The 17,571-nt window shown below is 52.8% G+C and carries 17 protein-coding genes; 14 read left to right on the forward strand and 3 right to left on the reverse strand.

Annotated elements, in window-relative coordinates; translation table 11 throughout:
• Positions 1 to 640 precede the first annotated feature (640 nt).
• From AC07N2_RS05460 to AC07N2_RS05505, 10 genes are all read left to right on the forward strand, one after another.
• Positions 641 to 3,043, forward strand: a complete 2,403-nt coding sequence (locus AC07N2_RS05460; protein WP_494777363.1) for a xanthine dehydrogenase family protein molybdopterin-binding subunit — start codon at positions 641 to 643, stop codon at positions 3,041 to 3,043.
• The gene (locus AC07N2_RS05465; RefSeq protein ID WP_494777364.1) at positions 3,040 to 3,858 is read left to right on the forward strand and encodes an FAD binding domain-containing protein; all 819 of its coding nucleotides are present in this window, start codon (positions 3,040 to 3,042) and stop codon (positions 3,856 to 3,858) included. Before AC07N2_RS05460 ends, AC07N2_RS05465 begins: the two co-directional genes overlap by 4 nt.
• Positions 3,855 to 4,391, forward strand: coding sequence for a (2Fe-2S)-binding protein (locus AC07N2_RS05470; protein ID WP_494777365.1), 537 nt, complete (start codon positions 3,855 to 3,857; stop codon positions 4,389 to 4,391). Before AC07N2_RS05465 ends, AC07N2_RS05470 begins: the two co-directional genes overlap by 4 nt.
• Positions 4,381 to 4,995, forward strand: a complete 615-nt coding sequence (locus AC07N2_RS05475; protein ID WP_494777366.1) for an SRPBCC family protein — start codon at positions 4,381 to 4,383, stop codon at positions 4,993 to 4,995. The genes AC07N2_RS05470 and AC07N2_RS05475 overlap by 11 nt, the downstream gene beginning before the upstream one ends.
• A 57-nt stretch (positions 4,996 to 5,052) precedes the next feature.
• Positions 5,053 to 6,207, forward strand: coding sequence for an ABC transporter substrate-binding protein (locus tag AC07N2_RS05480; RefSeq protein ID WP_494777367.1), 1,155 nt, complete (start codon positions 5,053 to 5,055; stop codon positions 6,205 to 6,207).
• 101 nt (positions 6,208 to 6,308) lie between these two features.
• The gene (locus tag AC07N2_RS05485) at positions 6,309 to 7,181 is read left to right on the forward strand and encodes a branched-chain amino acid ABC transporter permease (protein WP_494777368.1); all 873 of its coding nucleotides are present in this window, start codon (positions 6,309 to 6,311) and stop codon (positions 7,179 to 7,181) included.
• A gap of 2 nt (positions 7,182 to 7,183) precedes the next feature.
• The gene (locus AC07N2_RS05490) at positions 7,184 to 8,224 is read left to right on the forward strand and encodes a branched-chain amino acid ABC transporter permease (protein ID WP_494777369.1); all 1,041 of its coding nucleotides are present in this window, start codon (positions 7,184 to 7,186) and stop codon (positions 8,222 to 8,224) included.
• Complete coding sequence (locus tag AC07N2_RS05495) at positions 8,221 to 9,015, forward strand: ABC transporter ATP-binding protein (protein ID WP_494777370.1); 795 nt, start codon at positions 8,221 to 8,223, stop codon at positions 9,013 to 9,015. The genes AC07N2_RS05490 and AC07N2_RS05495 overlap by 4 nt, the downstream gene beginning before the upstream one ends.
• Positions 9,002 to 9,706 carry an ABC transporter ATP-binding protein gene (locus AC07N2_RS05500; protein WP_494777371.1) on the forward strand — a complete coding sequence of 235 codons (705 nt, stop codon included), beginning with the start codon at positions 9,002 to 9,004 and terminating at the stop codon, positions 9,704 to 9,706. Before AC07N2_RS05495 ends, AC07N2_RS05500 begins: the two co-directional genes overlap by 14 nt.
• A gap of 9 nt (positions 9,707 to 9,715) precedes the next feature.
• Entirely contained in the window at positions 9,716 to 10,747 is a 1,032-nt protein-coding gene (locus AC07N2_RS05505; protein WP_494777372.1) for an XdhC family protein, read from the forward strand.
• A gap of 542 nt (positions 10,748 to 11,289) precedes the next feature.
• Here the strand turns inward: AC07N2_RS05505 and AC07N2_RS05510 are convergent.
• Complete coding sequence (locus tag AC07N2_RS05510; protein WP_494777373.1) at positions 11,290 to 11,784, reverse strand: P-loop nucleotide/nucleoside kinase family protein; 495 nt, start codon at positions 11,782 to 11,784, stop codon at positions 11,290 to 11,292.
• Between the two features lie 363 nt (positions 11,785 to 12,147).
• On the opposite strand from AC07N2_RS05510, the gene AC07N2_RS05515 reads away from it, so the two are divergent.
• Entirely contained in the window at positions 12,148 to 12,627 is a 480-nt protein-coding gene (locus AC07N2_RS05515; RefSeq protein ID WP_494777374.1) for a VOC family protein, read from the forward strand.
• Positions 12,628 to 12,675: 48 nt separating this feature from the next.
• Here the strand turns inward: AC07N2_RS05515 and AC07N2_RS05520 are convergent, their stop codons facing one another.
• Positions 12,676 to 13,581 carry an AraC family transcriptional regulator gene (locus AC07N2_RS05520; RefSeq protein ID WP_494777375.1) on the reverse strand — a complete coding sequence of 302 codons (906 nt, stop codon included), beginning with the start codon at positions 13,579 to 13,581 and terminating at the stop codon, positions 12,676 to 12,678.
• Positions 13,582 to 13,733: 152 nt separating this feature from the next.
• On the opposite strand from AC07N2_RS05520, the gene AC07N2_RS05525 reads away from it, so the two are divergent.
• A complete protein-coding gene (locus tag AC07N2_RS05525) occupies positions 13,734 to 14,486 on the forward strand; it encodes an SDR family NAD(P)-dependent oxidoreductase (RefSeq protein ID WP_494777376.1) in 753 nt (250 codons plus the stop codon).
• A gap of 40 nt (positions 14,487 to 14,526) precedes the next feature.
• Positions 14,527 to 14,835: a hypothetical protein gene (locus tag AC07N2_RS05530; protein ID WP_494777377.1), complete on the forward strand. Its 309-nt coding sequence runs from the start codon at positions 14,527 to 14,529 to the stop codon at positions 14,833 to 14,835.
• 239 nt (positions 14,836 to 15,074) lie between these two features.
• On the opposite strand, the gene glmS is transcribed toward AC07N2_RS05530, so the two are convergent.
• Positions 15,075 to 16,892 (reverse strand): glutamine--fructose-6-phosphate transaminase (isomerizing), encoded by a 1,818-nt coding sequence (gene glmS / locus AC07N2_RS05535; protein ID WP_494777378.1) that lies wholly within the window; start codon positions 16,890 to 16,892, stop codon positions 15,075 to 15,077.
• A gap of 148 nt (positions 16,893 to 17,040) precedes the next feature.
• On the opposite strand from glmS, the gene AC07N2_RS05540 reads away from it, so the two are divergent.
• Positions 17,041 to 17,514 carry an Lrp/AsnC family transcriptional regulator gene (locus AC07N2_RS05540; protein WP_494777379.1) on the forward strand — a complete coding sequence of 158 codons (474 nt, stop codon included), beginning with the start codon at positions 17,041 to 17,043 and terminating at the stop codon, positions 17,512 to 17,514.
• Positions 17,515 to 17,571: the final 57 nt, after the last annotated feature.

The raw sequence follows: 17,571 nt of genomic DNA on the forward strand, positions 1-17,571 counted from the left end.
TGCAGTGCAGCGTGCATTTTCTCATTCACTTTGAGATGATTCATCGCGTTTGTTGTACATGCGCATGGCAGCTTGCTGTGCGCGATGAGATGTCTTGTTAGGATTTCGTTGCGAGCAAAAATAGTGCGTACATAAAAATAATTTTGCACTTTTTTGAGACAAAATTTTTCCAATTTGATGCAAATGCTGTGATTTTCATGTACAACAACAAATATCGGTCTTCATTCAAGAACATTGTTTGATAAAAGTCTAATAAATGTGCTGTACCACATATATTGAAAAGCAATAATTTATATTGTAATCAATGACTTGTGTAGCGTAATATCTGACATGTCTGCAAGGTTGGCATGGTCATTGCTAAAGGTATTTCGTGAGTTCTATGTATGTGGACGTAGCATAAAAAACGCATTTTGAAGTTGATGTGCAGTATTCAGTATCGCGGCTTTGCACAGTGTTCTATCAGGAAGAACACTTGCAAATAAAATCGTAGTACAGCGCAAAGGAGGTGAAAAATAATTCATGCTCGTAATGCAAAAATGAATGACACATGGCTATATAAATGTGGTATGCCACATAATTATTAGAGACGCGGAAAAGTTGAATTCTAATTTCAACTTCCGGCAATGTTCAGGAGAAATTGATGAATGATCTGGTGATGCCCGAGTTGCTGATACAAGCCGGTGCCGATCAAGGAATTGGTCGCGAGGTATTGCGCAAGGAAGACAAGCGACTGCTGTTGGGGCAAGGTAAATATGTCGGCGATATGCGTATGCCCGATATGGTTGAAGTGGCGTTTGTCCGCTCGCCGGTTGCGCATGCACGCCTCGGCCAGATCGAGAAGCCTGAAGGTATGGCGCATCTGGTCTACACGATGGCAGACATGAAGGACGTACGTCCTATCGTGGCTACATCTTCTTTACCCGGTTTCAAACGTTCCTCCCAATACCCACTCGCACAAGACAAGGTGCGCCATGTCGGCGAATTGGTCGCTGCCTGTATCGGTACTGACCGCGCCTGCGCTGAAGATGTCGCCGCAAGTGTGGTGGTCGATTATCAGGAATTGCCTGTTCTGGCCGATATGTACGGCACCTTGGACAGCGATGCGCGTGTGCATGACGACTGGAGCGAAAACGTCTTTGCAGAAACCAATGTTGATCGCCGTGTGAGCGCAACTGAGGAAGCAGTGCACAGTGTCAGTCGCAAATTGCGCATGGCACGCCAATGCATGGCACCGATGGAAGGTCGTGCGGTTCTGTGCTGGTGGGATACCCGCGTAGATCAGTTGATCATGTACACAGCCGCGCAAGTGCCGCATATCAATCGTACCGGTCTGGCCGAATGTCTGGGTTTGGATGAAGGACAGATACGCGTCATCTCGCCAGACGTCGGCGGCGGCTTTGGTTACAAGGGCATTCTGCTGCCAGAAGAAATTTGCTGCGCTTGGCTGGCGATATACCTGAAGCGTCCGGTGCGCTGGCTGGAAGACAGACGCGAGCAGTTGAGTGCCAATGCGAACTGCCGCGAACACGGCTATGACATAGCAGTCGATGTAACGCATGAAGGAAGACTGGCTGGCATACGTTGCGATGCGGTGGTCGATTCGGGCGCTTACTCGTCTTATCCATTCAGTGCTTGTCTGGAAGGCGCGCAGATCGGCTCCATCCTGCCGGGACCGTATGTAATGGACAGCTTTGTTTGTCGTACACGCTCGGCTGCTACCAACAAACCACCTATCTTGCCGTATCGCGGCGTAGCACGTACTGGTGTCTGCTTTGCTCTTGAAGTAATGCTGGATATCGCGGCACGCGAACTTGGTATAGAGCCATATGTATTGCGCGCCAAGAGTTTGGTGCCGGCATCAGCCATGCCCTACTGCAATATCACCAACAAATTGTTCGACTCCGGCGATTACACGACCTGCATGAACAAGGCAGTGGCAGCGATCGACTGGGACGGTTGGCGTGCACGTCAAAAAGAACGTCATGCCGCGAATGGCGATGACGCAGCGCAGAAGCGCCTCGGCCTCGGCATGGCAGTGTTCTGCGAACAAGGCGCACACGGCACCTCCGTTTATCACGGCTGGGGCATACCGATGGTGCCGGGTTACGAACAATGCACGGCGCGCTTTACACCTGATGGCATTCTCGAATTACGTATTGGCGTGCATTCGCACGGACAAGGCCTGGAAACATCGATGGCGCAAGTCGCGCATACGGTGCTGGGTATTGATATCGCAAAAGTGCGCGTGATCCACGGCGATACCGGCATGACGCCATATTCCACAGGAACCTGGGGCTCACGTTGTGCGGTGATGGCAGGCGGCGCGGTCGGCACCGCTTGTGAACAACTGGCCGAGCGCATCAAAGCGATCGCCGGTGTTCTACTCGATACCGATGCCAGCTTGGTTAGCTTGAAAGACGGTACAGTCGGCGTGCAAGACAGCATCAAGCGTGTGTCCCTGGCCGAGATTGCGCACACCTGGTATCGCGCGCCACAAAAACTGCCTGTCGGCTCAGTCGATCCAGGCGGACTGGAAGTCGTCGCAGGTTACAAGATGATGCCGGATGCAGGCACTTTCAGTTATGCCTGTCATACCTGCGTGATCGAAGTCGATACCGCCACTGGTCATGTCGCAATCCTTGATTACGTCATTTGTGAAGATGGTGGTGTCTTGCTGAACCCGATGATCGTCGATGGCCAGATCTATGGCGGCTTGGCACAGGGTATCGGTACCGCACTGTACGAAGAGATGCCATTCGACAGCGAAGGTCAGCCGCTGGCATCGACCCTGCAAGATTATCTGTTGCCAGGTGCCGGCGAAATGCCGCCGACCAGATTGCTGCACATGGAAACCCCAAGTCCGAACAGCAAGTACGGACAAAAAGGAATCGGCGAAGGCGGTGCAATCGCACCACCGGCTGCCATCATCAACGGCATCAACGATGCACTGTACGCACTGGGCGCAGAGCTGACGCAATGTCCTGCCAATCCGCGTCGCGTGCTGGAAGCACTTGCGGCTGCCAAGAAGGAGGTACACGCATGAAACCTTCTGCCTACAGTTTGACCAGAACAGATGATCTTGCTCAAGCGACTGCGCTGCTGGCCGAAGGTGGCTGGGGCAGCAAGCCTGTAGCAGGTTGTCAGTCACTTGGCGCGATGTTGAATTTGCGTCTGGCGCAACCGGACACGCTGCTCGATCTCGATGCATTTGAATCTTTGCGCGCAGTCAGCGATACCGGTAATGCGATCCGCTTCGGTGCGATGACGACGCATGCTTCCATCGAAGACAAGCGCGTACTCGATCCTAGCCAGGGCTTGATGCCGTTTGTCGCACGCGGCATTGCCTATCGTGCGGTGCGCAATCGCGGCACGCTGGGAGGCAGTCTTTGTCATGCCGATCCTGCGGCCGACTGGATCAGCACCATGCCTTTGCTGGGCGCAACACTCCATGTACTTGGCCCTTCTGGCCAGCGCGATATCGCAGCGCGCGATTTCATGACCTCTGCTTATGAAACACAACTGATAGATGGCGAAATATTGATCGCCGTCAGCGTGTCGAAGCGCATGAGCGGCATGCAATGGTCGTATCACAAGCTATGTCGCAAGACCGGTGAACTGGCACATGCAATGGCATCAGGCATGCGCGATGCCAGCGACGGTACGGAACGCGTGGTGCTGGGTGCGCTGGATGGCGCGCCGCAAGTTGTCGAACGCCCGGGTCTGATGACGGATTTGTTGCAAGCAGCAGTACGTGAACAGATCGTGATGCAGGCTGCACCTGATCTTGAACTTGATCGCCGCCAGTCTCTGATGGAGATGTTGAGGTTGGTGGCATTGGATATGGGGAAAACACGATGAGCGCATTACCAATTGAATTCCCAGCGGTAGAAATTACCGACGTACAGCTGAATATCAATGATCGCTGCTACCAACTGAAACTGCAGCCACGCACTCATCTCGCCGATGCCTTGCGTGATCACTGCGGATTGACGGCTACACATGTTGGCTGCGAGCAAGGCGTGTGCGGCGCTTGCACTATCGAAGTTGATGGCGCGCCGCAACGTAGCTGCCTGCAATCAGCCAAGCGTTTCGAAGGTAAACAAATTCGTACGCTGGAAGCTTTCGACAACGATCCCGTCATGGCGCAACTGCGTGCTGCATTCTCGGCTGAACATGCGTTGCAGTGTGGTTATTGCACGCCGGGCATGTTGATGACGGCACGCGACATCGTCACGCGTTTGCCCCAAGCCGATGAGGCACGGGTATGCGAAGAATTGGCGGGCAATCTGTGCCGCTGTACCGGTTACTTCGGCATTGTCCGCGCCATCTTAAGTGTGTTGCGTGTACGTGCACCATCCGTTTCACCACAGGAGAACATTCATGCAGCTTGAACAATCGTTTCACATCGCAGCATCGACTGACGTTGTCTGGAAAGCTTTTCACGATATTGAGTTGCTGGTGGATTGTTTACCTGGAGCTTCGATTAATACTGCTGCGACGGCCAGCGAAGAGGGTGCAATTCCCCTGCTGTTCAAGGTCAAGTTGGGCCCTATCGCAGCCGGCTTTGCCGGACAAGGACGATTGAATCTGGACGAGGCATCGAATAGCGGCGCGATAGTCGGCACCGCAGTCGATGCGCGCAGCAATAGTCGCGTAAAAGGTGAGGCACATTTTTTAGTCACCGCAGCACCAGATGGTGGCACCAATGTGCAGGTCAAGGTCGATCACACCATCACAGGTTCGCTCGCGCAGTTCAGTCGCGAAGGCATCGTGCGCGCACTGGCTGAACAATTGACCAAACAGTTTGCGGAGAACTTGCAGGCACGTTTGCCTCAGCCTGCTACAGCGGGCGATGTGCATGGCAGTGGTGTATCCGATATGGCATCGGCTAAACCTGTCGCACCTCGTCCCGCACAGAGAGACACCTCTTCGATAGACCTCTGGACTTTACTCAAGGCCTGGTTGTCCGGCTTGTTTTCCAGTCGTCGAAATTAAACACACTTAATTAATCATTTATTTACTCCTTCACTTCGGACACAAAGGATACTCATCATGAATTGGCAAATTTCAAAATCTCTGGCGGCCATCGGTTTGGCCATGTTTGCAGCGACTTCCGCTTATGCGCAAGAGACCATCAAAATCGGCGTGACTGAACCATTGACTGGACCTGTCGCAGCATCCGGTACCTATGTCACCAACGGCGCACGTATTGCAGCTGATTACATTAATCAAAACGGCGGCGTGCTGGGCAAGAAGATCCAGCTTGTCATCGAAGACAACAAGTCCAATCCGCGCGAAGCCGTCAACTCGGTAGAGAAATTGATTTTGAAAGATAAGGTGCCTGTCCTGATGGGTGCATGGAGTTCCACCTTCACGCTCGCGATCATGCCTAAGCTGACCGAGTACGGCGTACCGCTGGTAGTAGAAACCGCATCGTCGAGCAAGATCACGACCGCAGGTAATCCATGGGTATTCCGCACCAGCCCGACCTCTGCGATGGAAGCAAAAGCATTTGCCAAACTGATCGATGGTTACAGCCCGGCGATCAAGAAGGTCGATTTCCTGGCAGTGAACAATGACTGGGGCCTGGGCGCTGCAGCTGAGTTCAAGAAAATGCTGGAAGCCAAAGGCATCGCCATCGGTCGTACCGAAACCATGACACCAGACATGACCGATCTTTCGGCACAGCTGGCTTCGTTGAAGGGTAGCGGTTCCGACACCGTGATCGTGACTTCGGGTATCGAACAGTTGACGCTCGCGATTCGCCAAGCCGGCGAACAACGTCTGCCACAACGCATCATTACAACCGGCGGTTCGTTTCCAGAACCATTGTTGAAGACACCTGGCCCGAAAGGCTATGTCAGTCAACATCTGTTGTTCTTCGCACCGTGGGCACCTGAACGTGCCAAGCATCCGGCAATTGCCAAGGCATTTATGGATGGCTGGAAAGCACGTGGTTTGGAATTCGCTGGTCAGACCGAAGGCTTCCGTGGCTTTGACGCGATTCTGACAATTGCCGAAGCGATCAAGATTGCCGGCAAGGCAGAACCTGCTGCCATCCGTGATGCGCTGTGGAAGGTACAAGTCCAAGGCGCTAACGGTGACGTTGCCTTCAGCAAGGAAGGTCCTGCCGGTAAAGAGAGTGGTCAGGCTGCACCGAATGTCTACGTCGTCGAACTGAAAGACGGCCAAGTTACGGTCAAGTAATGCATAGCGTGCGGGGTCGCGTGTTGCGACTTCGCTCTCTCTCACCTACACGTGGGTAGTGCGGATACCTGATTGATCGCACCGCCTGCAGGAGGAATCCTGTGGACCAATTATTACAGCATATGCTCAACGCTCTCGTGCTGGGCTCGACGTACGCCTTGCTCGGGATCGGCCTGACATTGATCTTCGGGATCATGCGGGTAGTGAACTTCGCGCACGGCGAGTTATATGCACTGGGTGCGTATGTCGCTTATGGCGTGGTTGCCATGTTCGGCATGAATTTTTTCGGCTCGCTGATAGTGGCGGCTATCGTCGGCTTCTTGTTGGGTTCGGCGATTGAGTACTTCCTGCTGCGCCGTCGTGATCTGAAGGCGATTGATGAAGTCATGCTGATCATGATCGGCGTGATGATCATCATGCAGAACGCGGAATTGCTGATGTGGGGCGGTGTCGCTAAATCTGTGCCTTCACCATTCAGTCAGGAACCTATCGTGTGGGGCGCAATTTCTGTTTCCCCGATACGCCTGTTCGTGCTGGCGACAGCGGTGGCCTTACTGGTGATTTTCTATCTGTTGATCGAGCGTTCGCGTCTTGGTCTGGCGATGCGTGCCACTTTTCAGGACAAGGATGCAGCGAAGATCGTCGGCGTGAATGTGTCACATATGTACACGCTGACCTTTGCGCTGGGTTCCTGTCTCGCTTCGGTAGCGGGTGCCTTGCTGGCTCCGGTATTCGTAGTGACGCCGACCATGGGTGATCTCGCGAGTCTGAAGGCATTTGCCATCGTTATTCTCGGCGGACTGGGCAATCTACCCGGTGCAGCTTTGGGCGGCTTCGTCCTGGCTATCGTTGAAGAGTTTGGCGCCGGTTATATCTCCACTGCCTATCGCGATGCACTGGGCTTTCTTGTCATTCTTGGGGTCATGATTTTCCGCCCACAAGGTTTGTTTACCGTCCGGGAAAGGGTAGGTTGATCATGAAAAAGAAAATCACTTTTCTTGTCTCTGTGTTGGCACTGGCTCTTTTGCCATTGGTATGGCCTGATCCATACTTGCTGTCGGTCGTGGCCTCGGCAGGTATCTTCATCATCGCTGCCATCAGTCTGAATCTGTTGCTTGGTTTTACCGGGCAACTGAGTCTTGGGCATGTGGCCTTCTTCGGTTTGGGTGCGTACACGACTTCACTCATGTCGCTGGGCTTTGATGTCACCTTGTGGGGTATGACTACGCCGCTGGTGGTCGATCCCAAACCAGTCTGGCTCTCCTTCATCTGCGGCATTGCGGTTGCTGCCATCTGCGGTTGGTTGCTGGGCAAGCTGGCGTTCCGTGTGCGCGGTGCTTACTTCGTGATTGTCACGATCAGCTTTGCCCAAGTCACGCGTATGGTCGCGCTTAACTGGGTTGATCTGACAGAAGGTCCGATGGCATTGAACAGCATACCGGCGCTGACGATGTGGGTGCCGGGTGAAGGCGTGATCGATTTGGTCAGCAAGGCGTCGACTTACTGGTTGGTGCTGGGCATAGGTGTGCTGTCATATCTGCTGGTTGCTGCCATCGTCCACAGCCGCGTCGGTCGCGCCATGATCGCCTTGCGTGAAAACGAAGTGCTGGCACGTTCGGTTGGCATACGCGTGACGCACTATCTCGGCATCGCTACCATCTTTGCCGCTGGTATTGCCGGCGCAGCTGGCGGACTGTATGCGCATACGGTTCGGATTATTGATCCGGATGTCTTCATGTTTATGTTCACCATCATGATGGTCATCATGGTCATCGTCGGTGGCAAGGGCACGCTGGCAGGGCCGGTGGTTGGCGGCTTGCTGTTTGGTCTGCTGCCTGAAGTATTGCGCGGTGTGGTCTCGCCTGAAATCCAATGGATGATTTACGGTGTATTGATGATCGCCGTACTGGTCTACATGCCTAAAGGTGTGGTGCCATCGGCCGGTAATCTGCTGCGTCGCTTTTCTTCAAAAGCATTGAAAGAGCAGGCACCTGTCGTGCGGAGGAAAACAGCATGAGCCAAATGAACACTACTCCCGCGCTGGAACTCGAAGGCGTGACCATGCGTATCGCCGGTTTGACGGCGGTGGATAACGCCAGCTTCTCCGTGCCAGCCGGCAAGATCGTCAGTTTGATCGGCCCTAACGGTGCAGGCAAGACGACGACCTATAACGTTATTTCCGGCTATATGAAACCGACTTCCGGCCGCGTCAAATTGTTCGGTCATGACATTACCGGTCTGGCTCCGGAACAAATCTCGCAGCTTGGTCTGGTGCGTAGCTTTCAGCGCACCAGCATCTTCTCGGCATGTACCGTAGCGGAAAATATACTCACTGCCTTGCATTTGAAGGGTGAGTGCGGCGTACTGCATGCCTTGTTGCGTACGCAGAAGTTTCGCCGTGAAGAAGATGACTTGAAGTCGCAGGCGAATGACTTGCTGGCTTTTCTGGGATTGGGGGCAAGAGCCAATACCCTGGCATCCAATTTGTCTTATGGCGAACAGCGTCTACTGGGTGTGGGCCTTGCACTTGCCGCCAAGCCCAAGGTGCTATTGCTGGATGAGCCGGCTGCAGGTTTGAATCCTTCAGAGACAGAAGCCTTCAAGGAAATGGTTAGACGCATAGGCCACAGCGGTGTCACCGTGCTGTTGGTTGAACATGACATGCACATGGTGATGTCGATTTCGGATCACATTGTGGTGTTGAACTATGGACGCTTGATCGCCACTGGTTCGCCATCGGAAATTCAGAATGACCCTGAAGTCATTCGCGCCTATCTTGGATCGGGGATTGAACATGCTGAAGCTTGAAGAAATCACCGTACGCTACGGAGCCACCACTGGTGTTAACAAGATTTCGCTGGAAGTGAATGAAGGCGAAATCGTTACCCTGATCGGTGCCAACGGCGCAGGCAAGTCGACTACGCTGCGCGCCATCAATGGACTGGAGCCGCTGGCACACGGCAGTATCCGCATGAATGGTCATCTCGTCTCAGGTGCTTCGCCGGCACAGATCATCGACCATGGCATTTCACATTGCCCAGAAGGACGCCGTGTTTTCCCGCAACTGACGGTTCGTGAAAACATGGAGATGGGTGCGTATAGGCGCAAGGACAAGACGAGCGTGCGCGATGATATGGAGCGTATGTTCGACAAGTTCCCACGCTTGCGTGAACGCGTACAGCAGGTTGCAGGAACGCTGTCTGGCGGCGAACAACAAATGCTGGCGATTGCACGCGCATTGATGTCACGTCCCAGACTGGTGATGTTTGATGAACCATCGCTGGGGCTGGCACCGAATATCGTCGAGCAGATCTTCAGCTTGATCAAGGAGATACGCAGCGAAGGAACGACGGTGCTGATCGTGGAACAGAATGCCTATGCTGCGCTCGCCATGTCCGACCGTGGCTATCTGCTGGAAAACGGTCAGATCGTGACACAAGGTACCTCTGCAGAAATGCGTGCCAATCCGGAAATTCGTCGCGCCTATCTGGGCGGATAAGGAGTTCTGATGGAAAACCTCGATCTGATCGTGCTGCGAACCTTGCGTGACTGGCGTCGGCAAGGAAAGAACGCCGTACTCGCAACCGTAACGCGAACCTGGGGCGCATCACCGCGACCGGTGGGTTCGCTGATGGCTCTGTGCGAAACGGGCAGCGTGGTTGGGTCGGTTTCCGGCGGTTGCATCGAGGATGACTTGATTGCGCGCTTCGCAACTTGGGAGAAGTTTGTCACTGAGGAAGGAAGCGCGCGCCGTCCGCAATGGGATTGTTACGGTCTGTCCGCCGATGAGGCGCATCGATTCGGGCTGCCTTGTGGCGGTACGCTGGAGCTGCTGTTGGAGTTCAATGCAGATGCGGCTGTGCTCGATCAACTGGTCCAGCAATTGGAAGGTGGTGCATTGGTACAACGCAGCATCGATCTTGCCAGTGGGCGCGTCACTTTGACTCCGGCAGAGCGCCCATCTGCATTGACCGTCACCAAACATGAAGTAAAAGCTGTCTTCGGCCCGGGCTATCGCATGCTCTTGATAGGCGCGGGGCAGCTCACAGAATATCTGGCGACGATGGCAGTGTTCAGCGGTTTCGCAGTGACAGTCTGTGATCCGCGTGAAGAATATCGACGTGGCTGGTCAGTACCGAATGTCCGTTTCATCGAAGGCATGCCGGACGATGCCGTGATAGCGATGAAGCTGGACCAACGTAGTTGTGTCGTCGCATTAACGCATGATCCCAAGCTCGATGATATGGCGCTGATAGAGGCGCTGGCGAGTTCCGCGTTTTATGTGGGTGCCATCGGTAGTCGACGCAACAATACCGCACGCAGAATGCGACTTGCCGAACATTTCGAACTAAGCGACGAACGCTTGGCAAGATTGCACGGCCCGGTCGGCATTTACATCGGCAGCAAGACACCATCCGAAATCGCCATCAGCATCATGGCGGAAGTCGTCGCGGCCAAGAACGGTGTGCAGCGCGCGGATCTCGACGTGGCGAGCAACAAGCAGAAGCATGATGTTGACATGTCGCCGGTCGCGGCATGACTTTGTCTTAAAGAAGTGTAGATTTTTGAAACGTCGAGATGAATGGTCTTTATAGCTGCAAGTTCTCTTGAATGCTTGCAGCTAGCTGATTGCGGACATAATCAGGACTTCTTTTTTTAACCCAAAGCCCACCAAATGAATGTGAGGCATACGCCAGCACAGCCTAAATACAGACCGACAGATGCTACTCTGGCAAGAATGATGAGATTCCTTAATTCAATGTCTTTTAACATCTCACGTGAAGTTTTCCCCCATACATACTTCGTCCGAAGTGACGTTCCAATCCCATGCTGTGTGATTGCATACCATGAACAATCAAGTGTAAAACTACGTCTTGCCAAAACCAGATGAAACAGTTTTTCTCGAATTAGTTGCCTTGCAATAATCGACGCTCCAAATAGCGCCATGCATATCCAGCAAAAAGTGAGGGGAAAATCATCAATAGTCATATCAAATCAAGCTTCAAAATATTTAAAGACTGCTTCTGGCCGTTAACGGGCTGATGGTTTTCTACTTCAAGCAGCTATTCATCGGGGCCGCATTTATTCCTTAACGACGTTAAAACCTTCCACAAAAGATGGTGCTACAAAATAGCGAGTGATCGCATCGAACTCTGCTTCACTGGTCGTGAATTGATGCGAGCCGTCACTATTTCTACGTCGTAGTCTCGCCTTGCACTCTTCATCGGAGACATCCAGATAGTGCAGGCTATGGGCCGAACTGGCATGCTCAAAAATACTACGCATCCATTTGCGACTATCTAATGTATTCGCCGGAAAATCCAGTACGACCGAAATCCCAGCGCGCAGCAAGTGTTCGACATGCACGCCCATGATGCTACGCAGCCTGGTGGTACAGCGCACATAGTCCTGCAGGGTGTTTATTTCACCCGGGAAAAGCTGGCCCAACCATTCATCCTCGCTGATCAGGACTGTTTTCGGTTCTGCCGCGAGCCGTTGGGTCAATGTCGATTTGCCAGAGGCAATTTTTCCGCATACCAGATGCAGTGTAGGTAGCTCTTGCGTGCTTGTTTCCATGGATATCTCCGATGACTACTTGGTAAATTCCCTCAAAAGCAGTCGAAAAAAAACCGCCTCTTGGGGCGGGTTCTTTAGCTACTTCAACACAAACGCTATCCCACCATGCTTTGAATGGTGCAAATAATCGCTGAAGTGTGTGGGTGGAAATATTTCATGGCGTTCAATATCCCATAGTTAAATAATTTCGGCAATCAGCTTCTTACATTCGCCAGTAGCTGACATAGAATTAGCGAGTACTGCGAATTCTTGCGGCACCCATTTCAAAAAAGCTAATCGAATTTATCCGGTAGCACATCTCAGCGTTAAAGCTTGATTGGCGAATGGCAACTCGGTTGCCTGTCTCAATTCAGGAGAATCAAGATGATGAGAAAAAACACGATTTGTCTCTGGTACGACGGTACCGCGTTGGAGGCTGCAAAGTTCTACGCTGAAACATTCCCTGACAGCACAGTAGATGCTGTTCATCGCGCGCCCGGTGACTATCCCTCAGGCAAGGAGGGTGATGTGTTGACGGTTGAGTTTACGGTGGGGGGTATTCCTTGTCTCGGCTTGAACGGCGGTCCGATGTTCAAACACAGCGAGGCTTTCTCGTTTCAGATAGCGACAGATAACCAGGCTGAAACGGATCGCCTGTGGAATGCGATAGTCGAAAACGATGGCCAGGAAAGTGCATGTGGCTGGTGCAAGGATAAATGGGGATTGTCGTGGCAGATCACACCACGCGCCCTGACTGCCGCGATCACCGATCCTGATCCAGCTGCGGCCAAGCGCGCATTCGAAGCCATGATGGAGATGACTAAGATCGACATCGCTGCAATCGAGGCGGCGCGGCGCGGTTGATACTTCTGATGCCGTACGGCCTCTCGTGATCATTCGAACTAGCGTAAATCAATTCTGTGAGCCCGCAGCGATACGTCGCATATCAGCGACGATTCGTGACGAATCACGTGCAGGTGAAAGACCAAACGTGCGGGTATATTCGCGACTGAATTGAGTCGGGCTTTCGTAGCCCACTTCGAAGGCGGCAGAAGTTACGTTTTTGCCCCCAGTGATGAGAAGCGTGCGTGCCTGTAACAGACGAATGTGTTTCTGGTACTGCAGCGGACTCATTGCGGTGACGGCCTTGAAGTGGCGATGGAATGCCGATACGCTCATCATCGCTTTTTCTGCCAGCATCTCAACTCGCAAGGGTTCAGCGAAATCACTCCGTATTAACTGGATGGCTTTATTCACTCGTGCCATTGCTGTGTCCGGCGTTGCGATGTCACGCAGCATGCCGCCATGTGGCCCCTGCAGTACCCTGAACAGAATCTCCCGTTCATACACTGGTGCCAACGCCGGGATGTCAGTCGGCTTGTCCATTAAACGCAGCATGCGTACCCACGCATCCATCAATTCGTCCGTCACCGCTGCCACGGAAAAGCCTGTATTCCTGCTTTCACGTTGGATAGGTTCAGGCAAGTCAGCGAGTAGGTTCGTAATGATTGTGGGGTTCAATGTCAACGCTACAGCGAGGTAGGGTTCTCCAGAAGTTGCCGGCGATACGGTACCGACCGCAGGCAGGTCGATAGACATGACGAAGTAGTTGGCAGGGCAATAATGCAGGATGCGGTCACCGACCGTCATCGACTTGCTGCCTTGCAAAATCAGGTTGATCATGGGCTCATAGACAGCTGACAGCTCGTGCTCTGGAATTGCGCCTTGAACCATTGTCACGCGCGGAATCCCCGTCTCTGTGCGACGATTTTCTGCTCTCGCTGCTAAAGCTCTCAGTTCATTCAATTGATTGTCCATGGATGATATCTAATCGCAATGTAACGAATGTCGCAAGCAGAAAGCAGAAAGCAGAAATAGGCATGTTTTTGGCAAAAACGAGCACGCTCGTGTTGCGTCTGCCGCCTATGATCCATTCATACCCTTAACTACCTCTTTGAATGGAATCACACATGAGCATCATCGTTATTACCGGCGGTAGCCGAGGTATTGGAGCTAGCACTGCAATTGAATGCGCAAAGCGGGGAATGGGCGTCATCCTGACCTACAACAGTCATCCAACAGGCGCCGAGGCCGTTGTGCATGCGATAAAAGCTGCGGGCGGAAAGGCCGTGGCGTTGTCACTCGATGTCTCGAACGTCGCATCATTTACGTGGTTTCGAGATAATGTGGGCGTAGCGTTGAAGACAACGTGGGGTCGTGATCGATTCGACGGCCTGGTCAACAATGCTGGCTATGGCAACTTCAATGCGATCGACGCTGTAACAGAGGCAGAGTTTGACGGCTTGTTGAATGTGCATCTGAAAGGACCATTCTTCCTGACTCAAGCATTGCTGCCACTGATGGCTGAAGGTGGGCACATCATCAACATGACGAGTGCAACGATCCGTGTCGCGACGCCGGGTGTCGCACCTTATGCTGCATTCAAAGGCGGTCTGGAAGTGCTGACACGCTATATGGCAAAGGAATTCGGTCCGCGCAAAATTCGTGCGAATGCGATCTCGCCGGGAGCCATCCGCACCGATATGACCAGCGAGGCATTCAATCAAACTCCCGAATTCGAAACCATGCTTGCCGGCCAAACCGCACTCGGAAAAATCGGCGAGGCCGACGATGTGGGGCGGGTGATCGCCAGTCTTCTATCCGAGGATAATGGCTGGATTAACGCGCAGACGATTGAAGTTGCCGGCGGCTACAACATCTAGTTGATCATATCGAAATCGAATTTACATAAGAAAGAACGAAATGACAGAAGCAATTGAAATTACGACTTTCAAACTGGTTAAAGGCTGTACCTGTGACGAGTTCGTTTTGGGTAACCATGACGTTGATAGTTGGTTAGCAGGCCAACCAGGCTTCAGATCGCGGAGGATCGCTCAGCGTAACGATGGCACCATCGTCGATATGCTTCTTTGGGCCTCTGCCGATGATGCTGAGTCGGCCATGCACAGACTGATGGATGAATTGCCGGATAGTCCGGTGCACGCCTTGATTGACCAGCGCACAGTATTGTGGACGGTGGCAACCGTTTTCCACTCTATCGGAACTCAATAGTGTCATCGCTCATATAGTCAGTTATTGCAGCCTGATAAGTTGCTTTACTTAACGTCAGCTTTGGGTCGATGACAGTCGTTTAAAAGTATTCGTAAGAAGAGTGGGCTTTGGTTGAGGTGCCGATAAAAAGAAAGAGGCTAGAACAATTATTGTTCTAGCCTCTTTTGCTTTGTTCCAGACTTTAATGTTGTCTCAAGCTTTAATTGTCGTGAACACTTGTTGTGTTCACGCGTGTCAGCTTATTCAACCGTCACTGACTTAGCCAGATTGCGTGGCTTATCAACGTCAGTGCCGCGTGCCAGCGCCGTGTGATATGCCAGCAATTGCAGCGGTATCACATGCAAGATCGGCGACAGCAAACCGTAATGTTCCGGCAGGCGAATCACGTGCACGCCTTTGTCTGAAGTGATGCGCGAATCGCCATCGGCGAAGACGTAGAGTTCACCGCCACGTGCGCGCACTTCTTGCATATTCGATTTCAACTTCTCGATCATCGAATCGTTAGGCGCGACGGTAACAACTGGCATCTCTTCTGTGACGAGTGCGAGTGGACCGTGCTTGAGTTCACCGGCTGGATACGCTTCAGCGTGGATGTATGAAATTTCCTTGAGCTTGAGCGCGCCTTCGAGTGCGATCGGATAGTGGATACCGCGACCGAGGAAGAGTGCGTTTTCCTTGCGAGCGAAGGCTTCTGCCCACGCGATGATTTGCGGTTCCAGCGCCAGCACGGAGCTGATCGCGACTGGCAGATGGCGCATTTCTTTCAGGAAGGCAGCTTCTTTTTCTTCACTCAAACGACCTTTTACTTGCGCCAGTGTGAGTGTCAGCAAGAACAATGCGGCGAGTTGCGTGGTGAAGGCCTTGGTCGAGGCGACGCCGACTTCCACGCCTGCGCGTGTGATGTAGGCGAGTTCGCATTCGCGCACCATCGCGCTGGTTGCTGCATTGCAGATGGTCAGTGTGTGCAACATGCCTTGCAATTGCGCATGGCGCAGTGCGGCCAGGGTATCTGCGGTTTCACCACTTTGCGAAATAGTGACAACCAGTGCATTTGGATTCGGCACGCTATCGCGATAGCGGTATTCGCTGGCGATTTCTACATTGCAGGTCACGCCGGCGACGGCTTCTATCCAATACTTGGCTGTCATGCCGGAGTAGTAGCTGGTACCGCAAGCGAGGATCAATACCGAATCGATCTTCTTGAAAATGCTGAATGCCTTGTCGCCGAAAATATCTGGCGTGATGCTGCTGATGCCTTCGAGCGTGTCGGCGATGGCGCGCGGTTGTTCGAAGATTTCTTTTTGCATGTAATGACGATACGGGCCAAGCTCGACTGCGCCGGTGTGGGCGTGTACGGTTTTGACTTCGCGCTCTACCTGCTTGCCGTTTGCATCAACGATCCACACGCGTTGCAATTGCAGATCAACGACGTCGCCTTCTTCCAGATAGATGATTTGATCGGTGGTGCCGGCCAATGCTAAAGCATCGGATGCGAGGAAGTTCTCGCCATTGCCGACGCCGACGATCAGCGGCGAGCCGCGACGTGCGCCGACGACGCGATGCGGTTCGTCACGGCTGAATACTGCAATTGCGAAAGCACCAGTCAGACGCTTGGTCGCCAATTGGACGGTTTCAAACAGATCGCCTGTATATAGATGATCGACCAGATGCGCGATCACTTCTGTATCGGTTTGGCTTTCGAACACATAGCCGAGCGCTTGCAGTTCTTCGCGCAGTTCATCGTGGTTTTCGATGATGCCGTTATGCACGAGTGCAATACGGTCGCGGGAAAAATGCGGATGCGCATTGTGCGATGCCGGTGCGCCGTGTGTCGCCCAGCGTGTGTGCGCAATACCGGTAAAGCCGGCGAGGTGGGTGTGCTCGATTTGCTTTTCGAGTTCGGCCACGCGTGCGGTACTGCGTGCGCGCTGCAATTTACCGTCTACATGCAAGGCCACGCCGCAGGAGTCGTAACCGCGATACTCAAGACGCTTGAGTCCTTCGACCAGGATAGGGGTGATGTTACGTTGAGCGACTGCACCGACGATACCGCACATGAAAACCTCGTTGTATTTGGAATGAATTGAACAATACTAGTGGAACGGGTATGAAATAAGATTCCTAAATTTAGTTATAAGTGGTTTATTATTTCACTTGTACTTAATGATGAAATATAAATTCAAATAATCTACTTATTTTTAATAAATGGACAAAGAAGCTATCGCGCTAGATGAATTGGATCGCCGCATCCTGAATGCATTACAGACGGATGCGTCGCAAACCAACAACGATCTGGCGGCTGCCGTGCATGCTTCGCCGCCGACTTGCCTGCGCCGCGTGAAGCGTTTGGTCGATGCTGGTGTGATCGAGCGGCAGGTCGCCATCGTCGCGCCGGATATGGTGGGAGCCCGTTTGACCTCGATAGTCGAGATCACGCTGGATAATCAAGCTGCCGAGCGACAAGTGGAATTTGAGGAATTGGTGGCGAAAGAAAGCGCAGTGCTGCAATGCTATCGCGTCTCGCCGGGGCCGGATTTTGTGTTGGTGGTACAGGTGGCGGATATGCCTGCCTACAATGCATTGGCGCATCGCCTGTTTGCGGCACATGCAAATGTGCGCAATGTGCGCAGTTTTTTCTCGATTAATCGCAGCAAGTTTGAAACGCGTATCGATGTCTGATTTTGCCTATCAGTGCCTTGCTTCTCGCGAATGACTGATAAGTCTAACGCTATAAAG

The organism is Herminiimonas sp. GW821-FHT09C12, assembly GCF_059416385.1.